Below are 21,611 nucleotides of genomic sequence, written 5' to 3'. Positions count from 1 at the left end.
TAAATTTAAATCTATTAAGATGCCTGATCTTCCCAAATCTATTGTTCTAGCTTTTGTCATTTTCATGTTTTGTTGTATTTCATGTAAGAATAACAATGAGCGTAATCTTGTAAATCAACAGATGGCCAACGATAAGAAGAGTGTAATTGATCAAAAAGTAGACTCTTTGCTTAGTCTTATGACTTTAGAAGAGAAAATAGGGCAAATGAATCAATATAATGGCTTCATGGATTTTACAGGTCCAGTTCCTAATGAAGAAGATATAGAACGAAAGTTTGAGCATATTAAAAAGGGATATGTTGGGTCTATTTTAAATGTAAGAGGTGTAGAAGAAATTAGAGCGGTTCAAAAAATTGCAGTAGAACAGTCTAGATTAGGTATTCCTTTGATTTTTGGTTTTGATGTCATTCATGGATATCAAACAATGAGCCCCATTCCTCTTGCAGAGGCTGCTAGTTGGGATTTAAAAGCAATAAAAGAATCTGCTAGACTTGCAGCAAAAGAAGCTGCAGCAGCGGGAATTAATTGGACATTTGCTCCTATGGTAGATATATCTAGAGATGCCAGATGGGGTAGAGTTATGGAAGGTGCTGGAGAAGACCCTTATTTAGGTAGTAAAATTGCAACGGCTAGAGTAAAGGGTTTTCAAGGAGATGATCTTTCTGATAAAGAGTCAATTATAGCATGTGCAAAACATTTTGCGGCTTATGGTTTTCCAGAATCAGGAAGAGAGTACAATAATGCTGACTTAGGAACTTCAACTCTCTATAATGTTGTGTTACCTCCATTTCAGGCAGCAAATAGTGCAGGTGTCAGAACTTTTATGAATAGTTTTAATCAACTTAATGGTATTCCAGCAACGGCAAATTCATTTTTGTTAAGAGATATTTTAAAGGAAAAGTGGTCTTTTGATGGTTTTGTAGTTTCCGATTGGGGATCTGTGGCAGAGTTAATCCCGCATGGCTATGCAAGAGATGCTTCTATAGCGTCAAAACTAGCAGTAAACGCAGGTACAGATATGGATATGGAATCCTATTTTTATTTAAACGAATTAGTCAAACTGGTTAATGATGATCAGGTTAACACTTCAACTATAAACGATGCTGTTAGGCGCATTTTAAAGGTGAAGTTTGAACTTGGTTTGTTTGACAACCCATATAAATATTGCGACAAAAATCTTGAAAAGAAAATAATAGGTAGTACAGAAATAGCTAGTGGTGCACTAGATATGGCGTTAAAATCAGTTGTACTTCTTAAAAATGAAAATCAAACCCTACCTCTTAAGAAGAAAGGTCAAAAAGTGCTTTTAGTAGGTGCTTTGGCAAGTGATAAGGATAGCCCTTTAGGAAATTGGCGTGCAGCTGCTATAGAGAATAGTGCAGTAAGTATTCTCGAAGGAATGCAACAATATGATGAAAATTTAATTTATTCAAAAGGCCCTGAACTTATTCTAGGAAAAACAGAATTTGCTAAAGAAGTACAAATTAATACCCAAGATAGATTTGGCATGAAGGAAGCGATTCAGGCCGCAAAAGATGTTGATGTTGTGGTGATGGTATTGGGTGAACATGGGCTGCAAAGTGGTGAAGGTCGTAGCCGCTCTCGACTTGATTTACCTGGATTACAACAAGAATTATTAGAGAAGGTTTTTAAAGTGAACAGAAATATTGTTTTGGTTTTAAATAATGGAAGACCACTTGCTATTCCTTGGGCAAAAAAAAATATTCCAGCAATAGTTGAAGCCTGGCAATTAGGTTCTCAAAGTGGCAACGCTGTTGCGCAAGTTCTTTATGGAGACTATAATCCATCAGGTAAATTACCAATGACATTTCCTAGAAGTATAGGTCAAGTACCTATTTATTATAATCATAAGAGTACAGGAAGGCCTAATCTTCCTTCAGCGGATTTTGTGTTTTGGTCGCATTATCAAGATGAATCTAATGAACCATTGTGGGCTTTTGGTCATGGTTTAAGTTATTCAAAATTTGAATATACAGATCTAAAAGTTGTCAATAATTATAGTACAAATGGTATTGTTAAGGTTGAATTAACTTTAACAAATAACAGTAACCGTAAGGGTAAAGAGGTGGTTCAATTATACTTAAAGGATAAATTTTCTAAAGTGGTAAGACCTGTCAAAGAGCTCAAAGGATTTCAATTAATAGAATTGGCACCCAATACTTCTATTCAAGTAAAGTTTGAATTAGCTGACCGTGAATTAGGTTTTTATGATAATGAAGGGAAATGGTTCATTGAGCAAGGCGATTTTGAGGTATATGTCGGTGGTAGTTCCTCAACAGATTTGAGCCGCTCTTTTAAATTACTAAATTAAAAACATAATTCTAGTTAAGGTAATTCAAATTCATTTTAGGGTACTGAACATTATTATACTTGTTTAAGGGCTTTGTTTCATTTTGTTTGTTTTTCAATCGTTGTAGTAAAGTTAATTATGGTTTGAAATACTACAACATTTCTACAACATTACCATTTTTATGAACATACTTGGACAATTGTAAGATGTTGTAAAATAGGATAAACATCTGTAATAGAGGTGTTTAATATAGTTTTAGAAGGGTTTGGTCTTATTGTAGTCGTGTATGATTTTTGTAAAGGTGTTATATTATTAATAACTAGAACTCTTTATTTATATTTATCTTAAATTAATTATATAAAAATACTAAATCTACAACTATGCAAAAAATTACTTTTTTATTAATTCTGTTTATTACCACGTTAGGCTTTAGTCAATCTTTACCTATGGATTTCGAGGTGGCTGAGGATGACGCTTGGGGTGCTTTTAACGGTACGGTAGCGACGGTTTTGACAGATCCCACAGACTCATCAAATACTGTCCTTGAAATGATAGGTGCAGGTGTTGACTTTGATGGTGCTGCAATCACTTTAGATACATATATTGATCTTTCAGATGATGCAAATAATACTATTTCAATGCGTATTTGGGCTCCAGATGCAACTTTAAGAACTCATATATTAAAGCTTGAAGGAGGAAGTACAGGAGCTACGGAGCTAACCTTTACGACGAATATGATGGGATGGCAAACTGTAAATATTGACTTTGGCGTAGGATTAGGTACCGAATATCCAACTATGGTTATTTTCACTGATTCTACATCAGGAAACACAGCTACTGGGACTTACTATATTGACGATATAAATGGTCCTAATGGCGCTGTTATACCAGTTGACCCTATTCCTATGGGACCAGCTCCTATACCTTCAAACCCTGATGCAACCGTTTACAGTATTTATAATGATACTAATAACTATTCGACAACATTTCCAGTAGCATATTCTTTTGGAACTTTATCTGGAGAGCTGGATTTAGACTCTGGTGCTGCAGTTAATAATGCTTTGAAATTTAATTTTGCTGTTGCAGGTTGGGGACAAGGTGAAGCTTTAGATGATGTAAGTTCATATGGTTTCTTCTCTTTCAATTACTGGGCTAGTGCCGGTACAGTAGGTTTCAATATTGAACTTATCAGCAGGAATGGTGGGGCTGGAGGACCAGTAACTGGTTACATATATGAATACGGTGGTGCAAATGCTACAATAGTTACAGATTCATGGCAAACGGTTAGTATTCCTATGTCTACATTTACAGCTTTAGGATTTGATGATGTTAATTTCTTTCAATGGAAAATCGATCCTTACCAGCAAAGCGTAAATAATGCAGGTATCGTTTACTTTGATAATATCATGTTTACACAAACTACTTTAAGCGTATCAACTACCACTAATAGAGAGTTATCTATTTCCCCCAATCCTACTAATGATATATGGAATATTAGCGCACAAGATCTAGAAATAGATAGTATACAGGTGTATGATCTTACAGGTAAATTACTAATTAACGATACTAATAATAGTTCGAATGCAAGGATAGATGGAACTACTTTACGTAGTGGAATTTATATTGCACGTATTACATCTGGAGAATCCATCCAAAGTATAAAGTTGATTAAGGACTAGTCTTCTGTTTATAGCTCAATTAAATTGAAAAGGCTTGCGTTTGCAAGCCTTTTTTTTTATTGCTAATTTCTTTATTGATCATAGTATTTCATATTTGAATCAGACTAGTTTTGAAAAAACCGTTTTTGACAACTTTAGTAACTTTTCGTTAGAACAATAATTTCATAGATAATTAAAAATAAGTAGTATTTGTAATCTCATTTTAATTTACACGCTTTCGCGAAAGCAAAACACTTGACCTAATAACCATATCACTTAAAAACAATTTTAGTTATTTAAAATACCGTCATCTAATTTTAAATTGCTAATTTTGAGAAGTCCCTCAAAATATGCTTCAAAAATTTAAACTCTTTACGGTAACAAAGCAATTAATGATAATTGCTTTAATTTTTGGAGTACTTAATTTTATTGCTGTAGTTTTTTTAGATATTAACGCTTCTAGGGCGATGAGAGCTATAACTTCTGTAGTCGTTTTTATTTATTATTTATTTTTTCTAAGATGCAATCATAAATGGCTATTTACTGTTTTACTTTTAATTATTTTGACTAATATAGGCTTAGTTTTTTATGGTTTTGATTATGGGATGTTGCTATTTACAATGACTTCAGTAGTTGTATATCTTCTGTTTTCTTTAAAAGCTTTTTTGCAATTAGAATGGATGAAAGTTAAATGGTTTGAATACTTATCTTATTTATTAATCTTTGCGTTTAATCTATACAGTTTTAATTATCTATCTGATATTATAAGCCCTTTATTTGAAGAGGTGATGATGTTTTATATGCTAAAACTTATGGGATTCGTTGGTATTACAATGTGTCTCATTGTTGGATTTTACAATTCGACTAGGGCTAGTTTTAAATCGGCATATTTTATGTATGCTGTCTTTGGTTTTGTTTTCTCAGATTTTTGCGCCATGATTGCCTTTTACTTTGAGATTGCACCACAAATATTCTTTTTTCTAGACAGAGGATTGTTTTTGTTTGGGATATATTTTCTGATGCGCTATGCTTATGAGATGCATTTAGAGCAACAATCTGTATCTAATTAAAAACTTTTCCTGGATTCAATAAATTATTAGGGTCCATATGATTTTTAATGGATTGCATTAAACTGATTTCTTCCGGTGTTCTACACAATTTTAAATAGTCCTTTTTATGTGTTCCAATTCCATGTTCTGCACTTACAGAACCGCCTATTTCTTTAAGGCCATCATAAATACAATGATCAATTTTCTTTTTGAGAGAACTACTTGAATTAGATTTACCTATCATAAAATGAATGTTTCCGTCGGCGACATGCCCAAAAGCATAAACTTGCTCGACCCCATTGATTTCATTTAGGGAATTGTATCTATCAGCGATATAGTTTCCTATCATAGGAATGGGTAGGCTAATATCAAAATGCTGATCGTAATTCATGAAGTCTACTAAATTATTTACATCTTCTCTAATTCTAAAAAACCATTCTACCTCGCTTTCAGATTGCGCCATTACGGCATCTATAATTAAATTTGTTTCTAAAGCTTTTTCTAATATACTTTGAAACTCTTCTCGATCTTTTTCTTGATGACTACCTAAAGATTCAATAAGCACATAATATTGATATTCATATGGTAATGGCGGTCTTACAGCATCGCTCACACTGGTCATTTGTTGATAGCTGTTTTTCCATATAAGTTCAAAGCCGCTTAATTTTCCAGCCAGATTACTGTCAACATATTTTAAAAAAGCAACAACGTGACTATAATCATCTAAACCTATAAACGCAGCATTGCGGCTTTTAGGCGCCTCTTCAAGTTTAAGTATAGCACGTGTAATAATTCCTAAGGTTCCTTCACTTCCTATGAATAATTGCTTAATATCATAAGCACTATTGTCTTTTATAATTTTTTTCATGGAAGAGGTGATAGTTCCATTTGCTGTAACAGCCTCAAGGCCTAAAACTAACTGTCTAGTCATACCATATTTAAGTACTCTCAATCCACCTGCGTTTGTTGAGATCACACCGCCTATTTGAGCACTACCTCTTGCTCCAAAGTTTAATGGGAAAAGCAAATCTTCTTTTGATGCAGCTTCATGAATATGTTCTAGAATAACTCCGGCTTGTACTGTTATAGTTCTACTAGCAGTGTCTATTTCTTCTATATTGTTTAGGCGTTCGGTAGAGATTACTACTTCGTCTCCATTTGTTTCTGTACTTCCTACTAGATTAGTTAGTCCACCATGAACGACAACAGCAAGGTTTTGTTCATAACAAACCTTCATTATTTCACTCACTTGAATAGTGTTTTCTGGTAATACTAAACAAAATGCCTTAAGTGATACATCCATATGCCAGATATGGTGGTAACGGTCTGTTAGTTGGTCTTTTTCTAATATTTGACTTTCTTTAAGGCAATGTGAAAAAAGTTGAGAAGCAAGCATAAATTTAAATGTCAATTAAAAGTCTAAACTAAACAAATTATAAAATTAATTGTATCATTTACTAGACTGATTTAACTTAAGATTATCCGTAAAAAATTAATTATTCATACGGTTGTAGTTATTGATAGACTAACGTATTTTCAATTAATCGATTTTATTATAGTTGAGAATATGCGTTTGGTCGGCTTTTATTGTTTTTAAACGATTCAGATAAGTAGCTTTTAGATTCTTTATAATTTTATATTAAACTCAATTAGCTTGCTCAAGTTATGGGAAAAGAACGTTTTGTTCCTTTTGTAAAGGAATTTATTTTTGTCGCTTTATTGCTCTGTGCGATCAATGCAATTGTAATTTTTTCAGAAGATATATTACTATTAAAAAGCAGTCGTTTTTGTACTTCATTTTTACTCACAGGATATTTAATCGTAAAACACAAGATATATACTAAAACCGGCTTCTTTATTGGTTTTATAGGCATTGTATCGATAGACTTTTTCCTGATTTATTATGATTATTTTATTTCCAGTTTACTTGTTGGATTACTTATTCTAGTAGTGTTCAGATTTTTTTTATGGAACATCATAAAATCAATTAATTGGAAAAAAACCACCTTTTCAAATATCATAATACTCTCATTATCAATTTTACCTGAAGTTCTACTTAGTGATCTATATTTTCAAACTAATAAGTGACAATGTGGATTTACAATTGTTAAACGTATTTTACATTCATACATTAATTTCAATGGTATTTACTTTTCTTTCTGGTCTAGCTTATTTGCAGTCGGAAAATGAAGGGAATGAACACTTTGTAATCATTTCTTATACTTACTTAATTTTTAACACCTTTCTAGTGTTTGCTATTTACTCACAAAACTACTGGAGTTATTACTTTTCGAGACTTTTTTACATTATAACCGTTTGTGCAATTGGTCATTATATAATTAGTAGGTTTTTCTATAATAAATTAAGAACTTAAAAGATGAAATAGATTAAGGATAGGAATTGATTTTTTATCAATTAGATCAATTTAAATTTGCCATAGGTGTTAACTGGATATTTGCAGTGCTTAGTGTATACCCATTTTACATAAAAGTAATTACTTTTTTCTTTAATACTCCTAGTTGAATGACTAATCATTCCACAATTGACCACGATGTGGTTTTAATGCATCTCTTACTGCTGGCATGTAAATTTCTTCTAAAGCCAGGTAGGCAATATGGTGTTTGTCACTTAATTTCTCTACGCCTGTGGTGATACATGTAACTTTTTCACTTTTCACATATTCTTTAAGATGTATCAAATGATGTGCGGCTGTCATTTCTGCATCGGGACCTTTAAAATCCCATATAAGTTTTAATTTTCTCATGAATTAGTGGTAATATAGTTTTCTCTATTTTCTGCAAAGTTCTTGAAATCTTGCATATGTTGTACTGTCTGTCCTTTGAATAATTGTGGTTGTGCTTTACCAATAAGTCGCATCATACCAGTAAATTTAAAAGTACTGCTGGCATCCCATAATGTGGTTTCAATGGTTTTGTTGTTTATGATTGTTTCGCTTTCGCGAAAGCGGTTGCTTTGCATGTTTAAAACACCACTGGTTCTATAAGTAGCTTCCCATAAATGTGGAAGATCTACGGTGGTAATTTCTTCCTTCATAGTAATAGTGGTTCCAGCTACTTTTATCTTCATTTCTCGTGTACTGTTTTCTTCACCTGGTGTTCCTGATAAGTTTCTAGAGCTTATCAAACCTTTTTGCCAGTATTTAAAATAATCTTGGTTTTTGAATAATTCCATTACTTCTCTTATGGAGAGTAAAACCTCAATAGAATGTTTGCTTTTTATCATACTTCAAAAGTCGATGTAAATGCTAGAAACTTAAAGCTGATTTGAAATATTCTACCAATAGCTGCGTTTTGAAAGGCAATCTTAAATAACTATTTTTGCAACTCTTGAAAAGAAAAATTTATGAAGTTTATTAATAGCTTGTTGTGCTTAATTGTATTGTTTTTTTCTGCAGGAATTAGTGCACAAAGTTTAAAAGATAAAACATTGCTTACTATCGATGGTGTCGACTTTGATGCAGGCACTTTTATGAAGTTTTATTTCAAAAATATAGATATTGTTCAACAAGAAGAACAAAAAGATGTAAATAATTATCTAGATCTTTATATTGATTACCGTTTAAAATTGCAACAGGCTTACGAACTAGGTTTAGATAAAAAAGAGAGTCATATCAATGATATTAAAGGGACAAGAGCTAGTCTTGCACAACCTTATTTAACCGATAATAAGGTTACAGAAAGTCTAGTAAAGGAAGCTTATGAAAGGGAAAAGGAACAGATTAACGCCAGTCATATTCTAATAAAATTAAGTCGTGGCGCTTCACCTGCTGACACACTTAAGGCATGGAATAGAATTCAAGATATCTACGACCAGTTGAAAGATGGTGCTGATTTTGCTGCTCTTGCTAGAACAAAAAGTGAAGGTCCTAGTGCAGGAAATGAAGGTAAAGTAGGTTGGTTCGGTCCTTTTAGAATGGCTTATGAATTTGAAACGGCTTCCTATGAAACTCCGGTAAATACGTTTTCAAAACCTACAAGAACTGATTTTGGCTATCACATCGTTTATGTAAATGAAAGAAGACCTAATCCGGGAGAGATTACAGTTGCGCATATCATGACCTTTGATAAAAAGGATTCAAACGAAAATACTGCAACAAAGCGCATTCAAGAACTTTATACGCAATTAGAACAAGGGAAAAGATTTGAAGAATTAGCAAGAGAGTTTTCTGATGATTTAAATAGTGCACCTCGTGGTGGGAAATTGAACCGATTCGGTATAGGAGGAATTGATGAGACTTTTGCAAATGCTGCTTATGAAATAAAAGAAATAGGGGCGTATAGCGAGCCTGTTCAAACTAAATTTGGCTGGCATATCATTAAACTTTTAGAGAAACATCCTTTAAAGAATTTTGAAGAACTTGAAAAAGTTTTAATGGATAAGTTAAAGAATTCTCCTAGGTCTAGAAAAATAACAGAATCTTTTACTAATAATCTGAAGAAGCAGTATAATGTTTCAGAAAAATTACTATTACCTAAAGAGGTTTATTCATTAGTAGAGGACAGTCTGATCATGATACGTAAATATGAATTAAATAAAAACCTACCATCTAACAACACACGTCTTTTCCATATAAACGAAACTAATTTTTACGTCAAGGATTTCCTTTCTTACATAGAGAAGAGGCAATTAAAAGACGCCACAGTTTACAGCAGTAAAATAGAAAAGCTAGATGCATTCTATCAATCTTTTATTACCGATAAAATAATAGAATATTATGATACTAATTTAGAACGTGATAATGAAGATTTTAGATTCCTTTATAATGAATTTAAAGAAGGTTTTTTAGTCTTTGATCTTATAGAAACTCAAGTTTGGAAAAAAGCAGATAATGATTCTATAGGTCAACGCAACTATTACGATACTCATAAAGAAAGTTACAAATGGGAACGAAGGATAGACATCGACTTAACACAAAGTATTTCAGAAGAAGTAGCAAATGAGGTTAGCGACATGTTAAAAAAGGGTATCGCAATCGATAGTATTAAGGCACAACTTAATGTAGATAATAAAACTAAAGTAATAGTATCCTCAGGTAAGGTAGAAGAGACTTATAATCGATTACCTGAAGGTTTTGATGTAAAGTTAGGTGTGTCTGATATTTATCATGAAGATGGCGAAAGTTTTTACAAAGTTATTTCAGTAAAAGAAATTGTCGAACCAACTTTCAAAACGTTAGAAGAGGCAAGAGGTAGAGTTATAAATGATTATAAGCAAGAGTTAGAAAAAAAATGGATAGATAATTTGAGAGAAGGACACGAAATAAAAGTGCACAAAAATGTACTTAAAAAAATAAAAGCTGAAATAAAAAAACAACTTGGTTAAAAGATCGATTTACATATTACTATTTATTTCTCTTGTCTCGTGTGAGTACTTTGCCAAAGAGACAGCGCCAGATGCCGTTGTGACTTTAGGTAAACATTATTTAGATAAAGATGATTTAGCAGCCGTTTTACCTCAAGACTATAATGATCAAGACAGTGCTCGTATAGTGAGCGCTTACATTTATAAATGGGCAACAGATCATTTGTTAATGGAGAGAGCTTTAAATAATATAGATCAAGGTAGGCAGGAGGAACTGGATAGGTTAGTTAAAAATTATCATGTAGAATTATATGCTCAAGAGTATTTAGGAGAATTAACAAAGCAAAATTTAAATACACTTATTTCAGAAGATGAGATCAACTCTTACTATGAAGATCGTAAGGAAGATTTTAAACTTAATGAAGATTTAATTCAGTTTAGATACATTCAATTAGATCCACTTAACACTGATTTGCAAAAAATAACAAAACTCTTTAATAAAGGAGACTTAAATTCGTTGTCAAAATTAGATAGCCTTAAGTTAACATATCGCAATTACTTTTTGAACGACAGTATTTGGGTTAAAAAAAGTAATCTATTTGACGCTATGGATGTTATTAATCCATTAAATGAAAAGTTCTACATAAAAGAAAATAAAACGTGGAAGCTAGAAGACAGTCTTGGTGTATATTTGGTCCGATTCAATAAAATCCTTACACGCGGCGATAGAGCACCATTGTCCTATGTGAAACCAACGGTAAAACAAGTGTTACTCAATAAGAGTAAATTAGCTTATATTAAAAAATTAGAAAAAGATCTATTAAATGATGCGATTAACAGTGATCAACTTAAAATTAATAATTAAATATCTTGGGGTTATTTTAGTTTTCGCTTTCGCGGAAGCAGTAACGGCACAAACTACAACCAATGAGGAAGTAGAAAGTTCGGATAAAAAAAACTTGCAAGAAACCATTGCGGCCCTTGATAGTGTAAAGCCTTCGGCAAAAAAGAGATTTCTTATCGATGGCGTTGCAGGAGTAATAGGTGATTATGTGATCTTAGGTTCTGATATAGTTTCAGCAAAAGAGCAAACAAAAAGGCAGGCAGGAATTTCAGATATTTCAAGTTGTGAACTAATGGAAAGCCTTCTGTCAGAAAAAATGTATGCGCACCATGCTATACAAGATAGTATCGCTATAAGTGATAGAGAAATTGAAGGAAGTACTGAAGGTCAAATACAGTATTTCAAAAATGCACTTCAAACAGATGATGATCAAAAAATTGCAGATTTCTATAAGAAAGAAAATATTACACAGGTTAGAGAGGCGCTTAATCGTGTAAATCGAGATAGGCTTCTTGCACAGCGTATGCAAGAACGTATTACTGAAGCTGTAGAGATAACTCCAGAAGAAGTCCGTGAATTTTTTCAATCCATACCGGTAGATCAAAGACCTCTTTTTAATACAGAGGTAGAAATGGCGCAAATAGTCGTAATTCCTGAACCTGAACAAGAAGAGATCGACCTGGTTATTAACAAATTGAAAGGATACCGAGCAGATGTATTAGATAACGGTGCAGATTTTGCTGCAAAAGCAACCTTATATTCTGATGATACAGGTACAGAGAGACAAGGTGGAGTATTATCTCTAAAACGCAGCGACCCTTTTGTAAAAGAATTTAAAGATCAAGCATTTTCACTTCAAGAAGGAGAAATAAGTGAGCCATTTGAAACCATGTTCGGATATCATATCCTTTATGTTCAGAAAATACGTGGGCAAGTAAGAGATGTAAGACACATTCTTTTGAAACCGTATATTTCTGTGGCACAGATTGAAAAATCAAAAGAAGAATTGAATGCGATGAGAGATCGAATTATTTTAGGAGAGATTAGTTTTGAAGATGCGGCAAGAGAAATCAGTGATGAAAAAAATGCTGAAAATGGTGGTAAAATTATCAACCCAAATACTGGAACAGGTAGAGTAGAGGCAGTAAGATTAGAAGGTGATATGGCTTCAACAGTTCAGTTTCTTGAAAAAGGTGATATCAGCGGTATTATTGAAGAGACAGACCCTAGATTAGGTTCAAAATCATTTAAGATAGTTTACCTCATTGATAAAATCCCTGATCATAAAGCAGATTATGCAAACGATTATTTAAAAATTAAAGATCTTGCATTAAAGAACAAGCAGGTAGAAGCCATAAATAAATGGCGCAATGAAAAGTTAGGAGATACCTATATAAAAATTGGATCAGAATATATGGATTGCGATATCCTCAATTCCTGGAATTAATACTCTTAAACCCAACAATTCATGTCAGATGTAGCTGCAATAGATAACTTGGTTAAAAAGCACCAAGAACTTAAAAAAGAAATCGCCAAAGTAATTATAGGACAAGATAGAGTAATCGACGAGATTTTGATTTCTGTATTTTCTGGTGGTCACGCACTACTTGTAGGTGTTCCTGGACTGGCTAAAACTTTAATGGTAAATACTATTGCACAAGCTTTAGGTCTTAATTTTAAAAGAATTCAGTTTACTCCAGACTTGATGCCTAGTGATATTTTAGGAAGCGAGATACTAGATGAAAATAGAACTTTCAAATTCTTAAAAGGTCCTGTTTTTTCAAATATTATCCTTGCAGACGAGATCAATCGTACACCACCTAAAACTCAAGCAGCCCTTCTCGAGGCGATGCAAGAGAAATCAGTAACTGTTGCAGGACACAATTACCAACTGGATAAACCTTATTTCGTATTAGCTACTCAAAACCCTATCGAGCAAGAAGGGACTTATCCTTTACCAGAAGCACAGCTAGACCGATTCATGTTTTCAATTTTATTGCAGTACCCTTCTTTTCAAGAAGAAATAGATGTAGTAAAATCTACAACTAGTGATCATAAACCACATGTAAATGCTCTTTTTACAGCTCAAGAAATTGTAGATTTTCAGCAATTGATAAGACGTATTCCTGTTGCAGATAATGTAATTGAATATGCTGTAACTTTAGTAGGTAAAACAAGACCTAAGAGTGATGCTGCTCCAGATATCGTTAAAGAATATATAGATTGGGGTGCTGGACCTAGAGCCTCCCAAAATTTAATACTGGCCGCAAAAACACATGCCGCAATTAACGGAAAGTACAGTCCAGATATTGAAGATGTTAAAGCAGTAGCGACAGGTATTCTTAGACACCGTATCATAAAAAATTATAAGGCTGAAGCAGAAGGTCACACAGAAGAAAGCATTATTGATAAGATTTTGTGATTTTAAATTATATCTGATACCCCTTTAAAGCACTATTGTTAAGATGGTGCTTTTTGTTTTTATTTTTTTAAGATTAGTGTCCAATACTTTCTAGCAGAATTCAAACTGCTGTTTTAAAAAGTTAATAGGTTTTCCTTACTTTAAATGCCGTTATAGATAATATTGATCTCGCTTTTGCGAAAGCGAAAATACTGTCATCTTTTTAGTAAATTATTAAACTGATAATAATGTACTATCTAAATTATTAATTTGATAATAGTAAGCCCTCTTAAAGCACGCTATTTTGAGATTATCTAAACTACTGTGGTAGTGCAGTAACGCTTTCATTTCACGTCTCATTTTTGTAACTTCGCAAATCTTAAAAAACGATTAATAAAAATTACATATATGGCTTTTGATATTGATATGATAAAAAAGGTGTATGCTGAGATGCCAGCGCGCGTAGATAAAGCGCGTAAGTTAACTGGTAAACCACTTACACTTTCTGAGAAAATTTTATATTCTCACTTATGGGATGGAACTCCTGGTAAACCTTTTACTAGAGGGAAAGACTATGTGGATTTTGCCCCAGATCGTATCGCATGTCAAGATGCAACGGCACAAATGGCTTTGTTGCAGTTTATGCAAGCTGGAAAAACCGAAGTTGCTGTTCCAACAACGGTTCACTGTGATCATTTGATCCAGGCAAAGAATGGTGCAAGCATGGACCTTCAAAGCGCAATGAACACTTCTAATGAAGTTTTTAACTTTCTAGAATCAGTATCAGATAAATATGGTATCGGTTTCTGGAAACCAGGTGCTGGTATTATTCACCAAGTAGTGCTAGAAAATTATGCTTTCCCTGGCGGAATGATGATAGGAACAGATTCTCATACCGTAAACGCAGGTGGACTAGGAATGGTTGCCATAGGTGTAGGTGGAGCAGATGCTGTAGACGTAATGGCAGGAATGGCTTGGGAATTGAAATTTCCTAAATTAATAGGTGTAAAACTTACTGGTAAATTATCAGGATGGACGGCGCCTAAAGATGTTATTCTTAAAGTTGCTGAAATCCTTACCGTAAAAGGAGGAACAGGAGCGATAGTAGAATACTTCGGTGATGGAGCAGTTAACCTTTCTTGTACAGGAAAAGGGACCATTTGTAACATGGGTGCTGAGATAGGAGCAACGACTTCTACATTTGGTTATGACGATTCTATGGAACGTTATTTACGTGCTACAGAAAGAGCAGATATCGCAGATGCTGCAAATGAAGTAAGAGAATACCTTACTGGTGATCCAGAAGTGTATGCAAATCCAGAACAATATTTTGATCAAGTAATTGAAATCAATTTAGACACCTTAATGCCATTAATTAATGGACCTTTCACTCCAGACCTAGCTACACAGGTAGGATCTATGAATGAAAAAGCGACTAAAAATGAATGGCCGTTAAAAGTAGAATGGGGACTTATCGGTTCTTGTACTAACTCTTCTTATGAAGATCTTTCTCGTGCAAGTTCTGTAGCTCAACAAGCTATTGATAAAAAACTAGTGACTAAAGCAGAATTTGGTATCAATCCAGGTTCTGAAAAAGTACGTTATACAACAGAACGTGACGGTATTTTAGGAGTATTTGAAAAGGTGAATGCAAAGATTTTTACAAATGCTTGTGGACCATGTATAGGTCAATGGGCACGTTACAGCGATCCTAAAAATGCACCTAAAAACTCTATTATTCACTCTTTTAATAGAAACTTTGCAAAACGTGCTGATGGTAACCCTAATACACATGCCTTTGTAGCGTCTCCAGAAATTGTTGCAGCAATAGCAATTGCAGGAAGATTGGATTTTAACCCTATGACAGATACTCTAATCAATGAAGATGGAGAAGAAGTGATGTTAGATGAGCCTACTGGATGGGAATTACCTCCTAAAGGTTTTGAAGTAAAAGACGATGGTTACCTTGCTCCACAAGAAGATGGTACTGGTGTTGTTGTTAATGTTGCAGATGATTCTGATCGTTTACAATTACTAGAGCCTTTTACGCCTATAGGAACAAACTTGAGTAATGCTAAGTTGTTGATCAAGGCTTTTGGAAAATGTACTACTGATCATATTTCTATGGCCGGACCATGGTTGCGTTATAGAGGTCACCTAGATAACATTGCAAACAATACATTAATTGGTGCGGTAAACGCTTTTGGTAAGAAAACCAATTTTGTTAAGAATCAGTTGACCGGAGAATTTGGCGGTGTGCCAGATACGGCTAGAGCTTATAAGGCAGCAGGAATTCCTTCTATCGTTATAGGAGACCATAATTATGGAGAAGGTTCTTCTCGTGAGCATGCAGCAATGCAACCACGTCACTTAGGAGTTGTTGCAGTGATTGTAAAATCATTTGCGCGTATCCATGAAACCAACTTGAAGAAGCAAGGGATGTTAGGTCTTACGTTTGCAAATGAAGCAGATTATGATTTGATACAAGAAGATGATACCTTCAACTTTGTGGATTTAGCAAACTTTACTCCAGATGTTCCATTGACTGTGGAGATTACTCATGCAGATGGATCTAAGGACACGATCAAAGCAAATCATACGTACAACGCTGCTCAAATTGAATGGTTCCATAAAGGAAGTGCTTTGAATAAAATCAAAGAAGATAACGCAGCTTAAAAAAGCATTTTATCATATTCAAAAGCCTCTTGATATTTCAAGAGGCTTTTTTATATAAATAGGTTCTCGCTTTCGCGAAAGTGGAGAGTTAATCAAACTACAATTTAATAAATGAGTGATTACTTCTAAGATCACATTTATAATTCGTTTATATTCGAATTAAAAATGTTTAACTAGAAGCGCACTCGTTGCAAATACGCACGAAGGGAAATTAAATCTAGTTTATGAATGTAGTAGAACATTATTTTTTAAAATCATGAAGAAGTTAAATTTATGTTCGTAATTATTTTTGCGATTGGAATGGTTGTTTTTTTTCAGTATCAATCAAATATTACTAATGAAAATGTTTTTCAAGACTCTTTTAATGGAACTGTACAAAAGGTAGAATATAACAAAAGAGATAGACCGACTGTAACTATAAAAAATAAAAAAATTGGACTTAATGCGTTTGGAATTTATAGTGATAATAGAATAGAGGTGACTGATTCATTAGTCAAGAATGATACCTCTTCAAAGCTTTTTCATTTTAAATTAAATGAAGATGGCAAACAAATTTTATATAACACGTATCAAATTAAGAAATAATAGCCTATAAATTTCTTACGTCCCAGCTGGCGAGAGCGTCTGGCTCGTGATCTCAAAATTTATATAATAAAAATATTTCCCTACAAATAACTCTTCAAAAACAATTCTGGTGTCATAACGGCCAGTTGACTGTGTTTATAGTCTTTAATATTTCTGGTAATAATCGTGTCTATTTTTCCAGAAGCTACAGCGCTATAGTTTTGTAACGCATCTTTAAAATCTTTGAAGTTAGAGTCTAGAGCTAGAAAGACACTATTCTTATCAGTATTTAAAATATCAATATGCGTTAAGAGCTCTTTTATTTTTTGTCTCACTACTTTATCAGGATGCCATTTACGAGCAACAAAATAAATATTAGCAATTATTACCGATGTGAAGTACAGTCCTAGTTTTTGATCTAAACATTTTTCTATAGCTAGAATCGCATTTTCTCTAAAAGGTTCTCGCTCTAATAGGACATCTAATATCACGTCAGAGTCTACAAAAATACCTTTCACTTTTTCAAGTATCTTTTGATTCGTTCTTCCTGTATATCTCTATTATAATTAAAATCATAGTCTTTAGGAGCTTTTAAGCTTCCTGATAGTTTTCTAATAAAGGATATTTCTTCTTCGGCTACTTCACTTTTATTTTGATCCATGCTATATGGATTTGAAATCATCTTAAAATAATTCTCTACAATATCAGACAAACTGCGTCCTTGTTCTTTAGCATATTTTTTTGCCATTTCTATAACGGCTTTGTCCATGGTAAGCGTTAACTTAGTATTCATAATTGACACGTGTAAAGTTTATTGAAAAAGACACGTGTAAATATAATCATTTTATTAAAACGCTTTAAATCAAATAATCAACTTGTCAAAACAAATCACAACGCTTACTTTTTTTAAATACCCAAGTTTCAAGCAAAAGTTATGGGCTTTTGGTATGATGCAATTTGCCCATCGTCCCTTGAAAAAAGTGAAAGGATTACAATTTTATAAGTTATTAGGCTCTGGAAAAGAAAATTTTGACCCTAAACCAGACTGGAGCGTCTACGGATTGTTACAAGTTTGGGATAATGAAGAGGTAGCAAGAGACTTTTTTGACAACTCAAAACTTTATAAACGTTACCAAAATTACAGCGAGCAACAGCTTACTTTTTATATGAAAAGTATAAAAGCCCATGGACAATGGTCCAAACAAAATCCGTTTGAGCCTAGTGACTCTTTAGATGAGAATAACTCTTATATTTCGGTCATTACAAGAGCCACGATTAAAATAAGTATGTTGAAGAAGTTTTGGGATTACGTTCCTACTTCGCAGTTAGATTTAGTAGATAATCCTAATCTACTTTTTACTGCAGGAGTAGGAGAGCGACCAGTTACTCAAATGGCAACCTTTAGTTTGTGGAATGATGCAAGAGCCTTAAAGAAGTTTGCGTACCGCAGTCAAAATCATCGCCATGCTGTACAACAAACTCAAGCGTTACAATGGTACAAGGAAGAAATGTTTACCAGATTCCAGCCTTATAAAATTATAGGTAGTTGGCCCAATTTTGAAATCCCTAGAGATTTACAAGTTCAAAAGCTTTAAAATAACTTTCTAAAAAAGGCACTTAAAAATGGCTTAGAAGTCATAGGCAACATTATCCCAAGTTCTTCTCCAAAACTAGTTTCTTCATCCAAGAAACGAAAAATGGTATTTATGTTGTTCTTTTTATAAAGCGTATGGAATACTTGAGCGCCGCGTTCATTGTCGCCATGTAAAACATCTAGCATGATCTCATCATAAAACCTAAATTTCTTAGAAATCATTCCATAATTAAGGTCCTGATCAGCAATGATATTATCTACCAGTTGATAAGCTTTTTTCTCACTCATTTTAAAACTGTATCCAGTAGAAGGTTTTACCCAGCCGCCAGCAGTTCCTATTTTAAAAAGGTTTTTTTCATGATGCTTTTCAAATTTATAGGTAGTCATAGGTATGATGCCTTGTTCTGTTTTTTGAATGGTAAAAGAATCAATTTTTAAAAAATCACTGATATACTCTTTGAGATACTTTTCATAAGTCTCATCAGAAACCACATCTTTAGAGAAATATGTAAACTCCACTAAAGCTTCTGTAGTAGAGTGTGGTAAGACGTAAGTAAAGCTCGTTGTACCTGTATCCCTAAGGCGGTAATCCATCATTACAAATTCTTCAAGATTAAATACTGGCTCTTCCGTTTTTATCACCCAACCTTTGAAATGCTGTTTTAATGTAGTTGCATTTGTGTCTTTAAAAAATGCTGGATCAATACGGCTGTCTAATACGAGATTTGCTGTTATTTTTACCGTATCGCAATGAATCGTTCTCAGTTCTTTACCAGATACTCGTAGTACTTTTTCTTCTATTAAAGTGAAATTAGAGTCTTTTTGTAGTTCCGCTTTCGCGAAAGCGATAAAATCACGACTTTCTATAGATTTATATACATAATCGTTAAGACCAAAATCTATTCTATTATTTGGTACAATAAAGCTTCCGTTTTTCCAACTATGAGAGATCAAATGATCCCACTTACCTTTTCCTAGTTCCCAAAAAGACCATGTTTTATCTAAAGAATCTGATTTAAAATCGTCTATAACGACAACTTTAAGGTCTGTTTTACGACGCAACAATTCCTGCACCACGTGACTTCCTGCGCAGCCCATACCTATAATCGCTATATCGTAATGATGATCCATAATCCTAGTGCAAAAATGAGTTGAACTCCGTAGAGGTGATATGAGATAAGCGCATTTCCTTTGAGCTTAAATTTAAATGAGATCGCATGTAAAACAGCAGCAATTATGTACCAGCATACGTAATTAAACCATCCTGCGCCATTTTCAAAATGCCAGAAGCCAGAGAAATCGCAAATTTGTTCTAAAAAGAAGTCTAAGCCTACCATAAGTGCAGCGCCAGCAGCAATTACAGCAATAGCCGATTTGAAAAAATTCTTTGCAATTATATGTGTGATAAAAGTTAGTATCGCCCAGTTTACACCTATAAGAAGTGGTATGCCGTCTATTTTTGGACCAAAGTTTTTACCGTAATAGTAGTCTCCAAATAAACTGCCTGTGTGAACACCTATCCATTCTACACTTATTCCTATAATCATAAACAGCCCAAACAATAAAACCTTTATTTGAGTATCTATCTTAAAAAGAAGCACCATGCAAAAGAATAAATAAACTAACGTAAAAGGAGATTTAGGCAAAAAGAAATCTTCGTACCCTAATGCTATACCTACAAGTGCAGCTACATGAACAATCCATAAAAATACAATTGCGGCTAACTTCATTGTTCTTTTTTGATTAAATCTGCTGTGATCTGTGCACTCAATAAACATAAAGGGATTCCACCACCAGGATGAACAGAGCCACCTACATGATATAAATTTTTAATCTTACCATTGAAGTTAGGATGTCTTAAGAATGCTGCAAATTTATTATTACTTGCTGCGCCATACAGTGCGCCTCTATAGGAACTTGTGTTTTTCTCAATTCCTTGAGGCGTTAAAATATATTCAGTTGTAATGTGTTCGGTAATATCTACCTGAAGACATTTTTTTATTTTTTTAATAATTTGAGCTTTGGATTCTTGAACCATTAGATCCCAATTTTGTCCATAATCGCCAGGTGCGTTGATCATCACAAACCAGTTTTCATGACCGGATGGTGCATCCTTTTTTGACTCTTTACTAGTAATGTTTATATATACTGTTGGATCACTGTGTAGAGTCTTGTTTTCAAAAATTTCTTTGAACTCTGCCTTGTAATTCTCTGAAAATAGAATGTTATGCAGATCTAATTGAGGGAATTCTCTATCAATTCCCCAATAAAAAATTAGTGCGCTACTAGATCTCTCTTGACTTAATGTTTTCTCAGGAGCTTTTATATTTTTCATCAAGTTTCTATAGGTAGGAACAATATCCATGTTAGAAACGACTAGGTCAGCATGGTAATCACCATCTTTTGTCACTACACCTGTTGTCTTGTTGTTTAAGTGTTTAATACTGGTTACGCTTTCGCGAAAGCGGAAATCAATACCAACTTTTTGCGCCAGTTCATATAGCGATTGAGAAATACGGTGCATACCACCATTAGGATAAAAGGTTCCTAAACCTAATTCTAAATGAGGAATCATGGTCATGATACCTGGAGTTTGATACGGAGAAGAACCGTTGTAAGTGGCGTATCTATTAAATAGTTGTGTTAGTTTAGGGTTCTTAAATGTACTATTTTCTTCATTTAAAGTGTTGTTAAGTCCTAAAAATGGTGCGTTTATAATAGCTTTTAATGTGTCCAGTGACAAATATGTAGACGCCTTATGTAATGATTTTTCGAGAAAAAGAGTTTTGGTAAGGTCATATCTAGACTTACTTTTTTCTAAATATTTTTTTATTGACGATTTTTCTTCATTAAAAACCTCGGCAGCGTCATCTATAAATTTTGTAAAATTAGTACTTGCTTTAAATGCAGTACCATCTTCCCAAAAGTAATGGAAAGATGTTTCTTTACTCTTATAGGTAAAATCAATCTTTTGATCTGGAAATAATCTGAGAAGATTTTCTACCAAATCGGGTAACGTAAAAAGTGATGGTCCTAAATCAAAACGATAACCATCTTGTTCTATAGCATGTAACTTACCACCGGCATAATCGTTTTGCTCAAACACGGTTACAAAATAGCCTTTGTGTTTTAAACGCAAAGCGACTGCTAGACCAGCTATTCCAGCGCCTATGACAATGGCTTTTTTCATTT

General features: G+C 33.6%; 18 protein-coding genes. 10 read left to right on the top strand and 8 right to left on the bottom strand.

What is annotated here, in order from left to right:
* Positions 1-64: 64 nt before the first annotated feature.
* The 3 genes from bglX (at position 65) to ACTF54_RS10225 (ending at position 5,039) form a co-directional block, all read left to right on the top strand.
* A complete protein-coding gene (gene bglX / locus ACTF54_RS10235; protein ID WP_438969313.1) occupies positions 65-2,332 on the top strand; it encodes a beta-glucosidase BglX in 2,268 nt (755 codons plus the stop codon).
* Between the two features lie 359 nt (positions 2,333-2,691).
* On the top strand, positions 2,692-3,990 hold the full coding sequence (locus ACTF54_RS10230; protein ID WP_438969280.1) for a T9SS type A sorting domain-containing protein: 1,299 nt from the start codon (positions 2,692-2,694) through the stop codon (positions 3,988-3,990).
* Positions 3,991-4,319: 329 nt separating this feature from the next.
* Complete coding sequence (locus ACTF54_RS10225) at positions 4,320-5,039, top strand: hypothetical protein (RefSeq protein ID WP_347196138.1); 720 nt, start codon at positions 4,320-4,322, stop codon at positions 5,037-5,039.
* On the opposite strand, the gene ACTF54_RS10220 is transcribed toward ACTF54_RS10225, so the two are convergent.
* The 3 genes from ACTF54_RS10220 to ACTF54_RS10210 form a co-directional block, all read right to left on the bottom strand.
* Complete coding sequence (locus ACTF54_RS10220) at positions 5,032-6,414, bottom strand: FAD-binding oxidoreductase (RefSeq protein WP_347196137.1); 1,383 nt, start codon at positions 6,412-6,414, stop codon at positions 5,032-5,034. The genes ACTF54_RS10225 and ACTF54_RS10220 overlap by 8 nt on opposite strands.
* A gap of 1,131 nt (positions 6,415-7,545) precedes the next feature.
* Positions 7,546-7,782: a hypothetical protein gene (locus tag ACTF54_RS10215; RefSeq protein ID WP_347196136.1), complete on the bottom strand. Its 237-nt coding sequence runs from the start codon at positions 7,780-7,782 to the stop codon at positions 7,546-7,548.
* Positions 7,779-8,261 carry an SRPBCC family protein gene (locus tag ACTF54_RS10210; RefSeq protein ID WP_347196135.1) on the bottom strand — a complete coding sequence of 161 codons (483 nt, stop codon included), beginning with the start codon at positions 8,259-8,261 and terminating at the stop codon, positions 7,779-7,781. Before ACTF54_RS10210 ends, ACTF54_RS10215 begins: the two co-directional genes overlap by 4 nt.
* A 120-nt stretch (positions 8,262-8,381) precedes the next feature.
* On the opposite strand from ACTF54_RS10210, the gene ACTF54_RS10205 reads away from it, so the two are divergent.
* The 6 genes from ACTF54_RS10205 to ACTF54_RS10180 all read left to right on the top strand — a co-directional run bounded on the left by ACTF54_RS10205 (position 8,382) and on the right by ACTF54_RS10180 (position 16,846).
* On the top strand, positions 8,382-10,361 hold the full coding sequence (locus ACTF54_RS10205; RefSeq protein ID WP_438969279.1) for a peptidylprolyl isomerase: 1,980 nt from the start codon (positions 8,382-8,384) through the stop codon (positions 10,359-10,361).
* Positions 10,354-11,205, top strand: a complete 852-nt coding sequence (locus ACTF54_RS10200) for a hypothetical protein (RefSeq protein WP_347196133.1) — start codon at positions 10,354-10,356, stop codon at positions 11,203-11,205. Before ACTF54_RS10205 ends, ACTF54_RS10200 begins: the two co-directional genes overlap by 8 nt.
* On the top strand, positions 11,165-12,631 hold the full coding sequence (locus ACTF54_RS10195) for a peptidylprolyl isomerase (RefSeq protein ID WP_347196132.1): 1,467 nt from the start codon (positions 11,165-11,167) through the stop codon (positions 12,629-12,631). The genes ACTF54_RS10200 and ACTF54_RS10195 overlap by 41 nt, the downstream gene beginning before the upstream one ends.
* Before the next feature lie 21 nt (positions 12,632-12,652).
* Entirely contained in the window at positions 12,653-13,606 is a 954-nt protein-coding gene (locus tag ACTF54_RS10190; protein ID WP_347196131.1) for an AAA family ATPase, read from the top strand.
* A gap of 387 nt (positions 13,607-13,993) precedes the next feature.
* On the top strand, positions 13,994-16,261 hold the full coding sequence (locus ACTF54_RS10185; protein WP_347196130.1) for an aconitate hydratase: 2,268 nt from the start codon (positions 13,994-13,996) through the stop codon (positions 16,259-16,261).
* Positions 16,262-16,534: 273 nt separating this feature from the next.
* Positions 16,535-16,846, top strand: coding sequence for a hypothetical protein (locus tag ACTF54_RS10180; RefSeq protein ID WP_438969278.1), 312 nt, complete (start codon positions 16,535-16,537; stop codon positions 16,844-16,846).
* 80 nt (positions 16,847-16,926) lie between these two features.
* Here ACTF54_RS10180 and ACTF54_RS10175 read toward each other — a convergent pair whose 3' ends face one another.
* Positions 16,927-17,343: a PIN domain-containing protein gene (locus ACTF54_RS10175; protein ID WP_347196128.1), complete on the bottom strand. Its 417-nt coding sequence runs from the start codon at positions 17,341-17,343 to the stop codon at positions 16,927-16,929.
* Complete coding sequence (locus ACTF54_RS10170; RefSeq protein ID WP_438969277.1) at positions 17,340-17,618, bottom strand: DUF6364 family protein; 279 nt, start codon at positions 17,616-17,618, stop codon at positions 17,340-17,342. The genes ACTF54_RS10175 and ACTF54_RS10170 overlap by 4 nt, the downstream gene beginning before the upstream one ends.
* Before the next feature lie 82 nt (positions 17,619-17,700).
* On the opposite strand from ACTF54_RS10170, the gene ACTF54_RS10165 reads away from it, so the two are divergent.
* Complete coding sequence (locus ACTF54_RS10165) at positions 17,701-18,420, top strand: DUF3291 domain-containing protein (RefSeq protein ID WP_347196126.1); 720 nt, start codon at positions 17,701-17,703, stop codon at positions 18,418-18,420.
* Here ACTF54_RS10165 and ACTF54_RS10160 read toward each other — a convergent pair.
* Genes ACTF54_RS10160 through crtD form a run of 3 tightly spaced genes read right to left on the bottom strand, consistent with a single transcriptional unit; the run spans position 18,417 to position 21,609 of the window.
* Positions 18,417-19,550: a lycopene cyclase family protein gene (locus tag ACTF54_RS10160; RefSeq protein ID WP_347196125.1), complete on the bottom strand. Its 1,134-nt coding sequence runs from the start codon at positions 19,548-19,550 to the stop codon at positions 18,417-18,419. The genes ACTF54_RS10165 and ACTF54_RS10160 overlap by 4 nt on opposite strands.
* Positions 19,529-20,149, bottom strand: coding sequence for a carotenoid biosynthesis protein (locus tag ACTF54_RS10155; protein WP_438969276.1), 621 nt, complete (start codon positions 20,147-20,149; stop codon positions 19,529-19,531). Before ACTF54_RS10155 ends, ACTF54_RS10160 begins: the two co-directional genes overlap by 22 nt.
* Positions 20,146-21,609: a 1-hydroxycarotenoid 3,4-desaturase CrtD gene (gene crtD / locus ACTF54_RS10150; RefSeq protein ID WP_438969275.1), complete on the bottom strand. Its 1,464-nt coding sequence runs from the start codon at positions 21,607-21,609 to the stop codon at positions 20,146-20,148. Before crtD ends, ACTF54_RS10155 begins: the two co-directional genes overlap by 4 nt.
* Positions 21,610-21,611: the final 2 nt, after the last annotated feature.

The sequence above is a fragment of the Nonlabens sp. genome (assembly GCF_965657255.1).
In the GTDB taxonomy this organism is placed as follows: domain Bacteria; phylum Bacteroidota; class Bacteroidia; order Flavobacteriales; family Flavobacteriaceae; genus Nonlabens.
The sequence above is the reverse complement of the archived record's forward strand: the minus strand, read 5'-3'. Positions and strand labels throughout refer to the sequence as shown.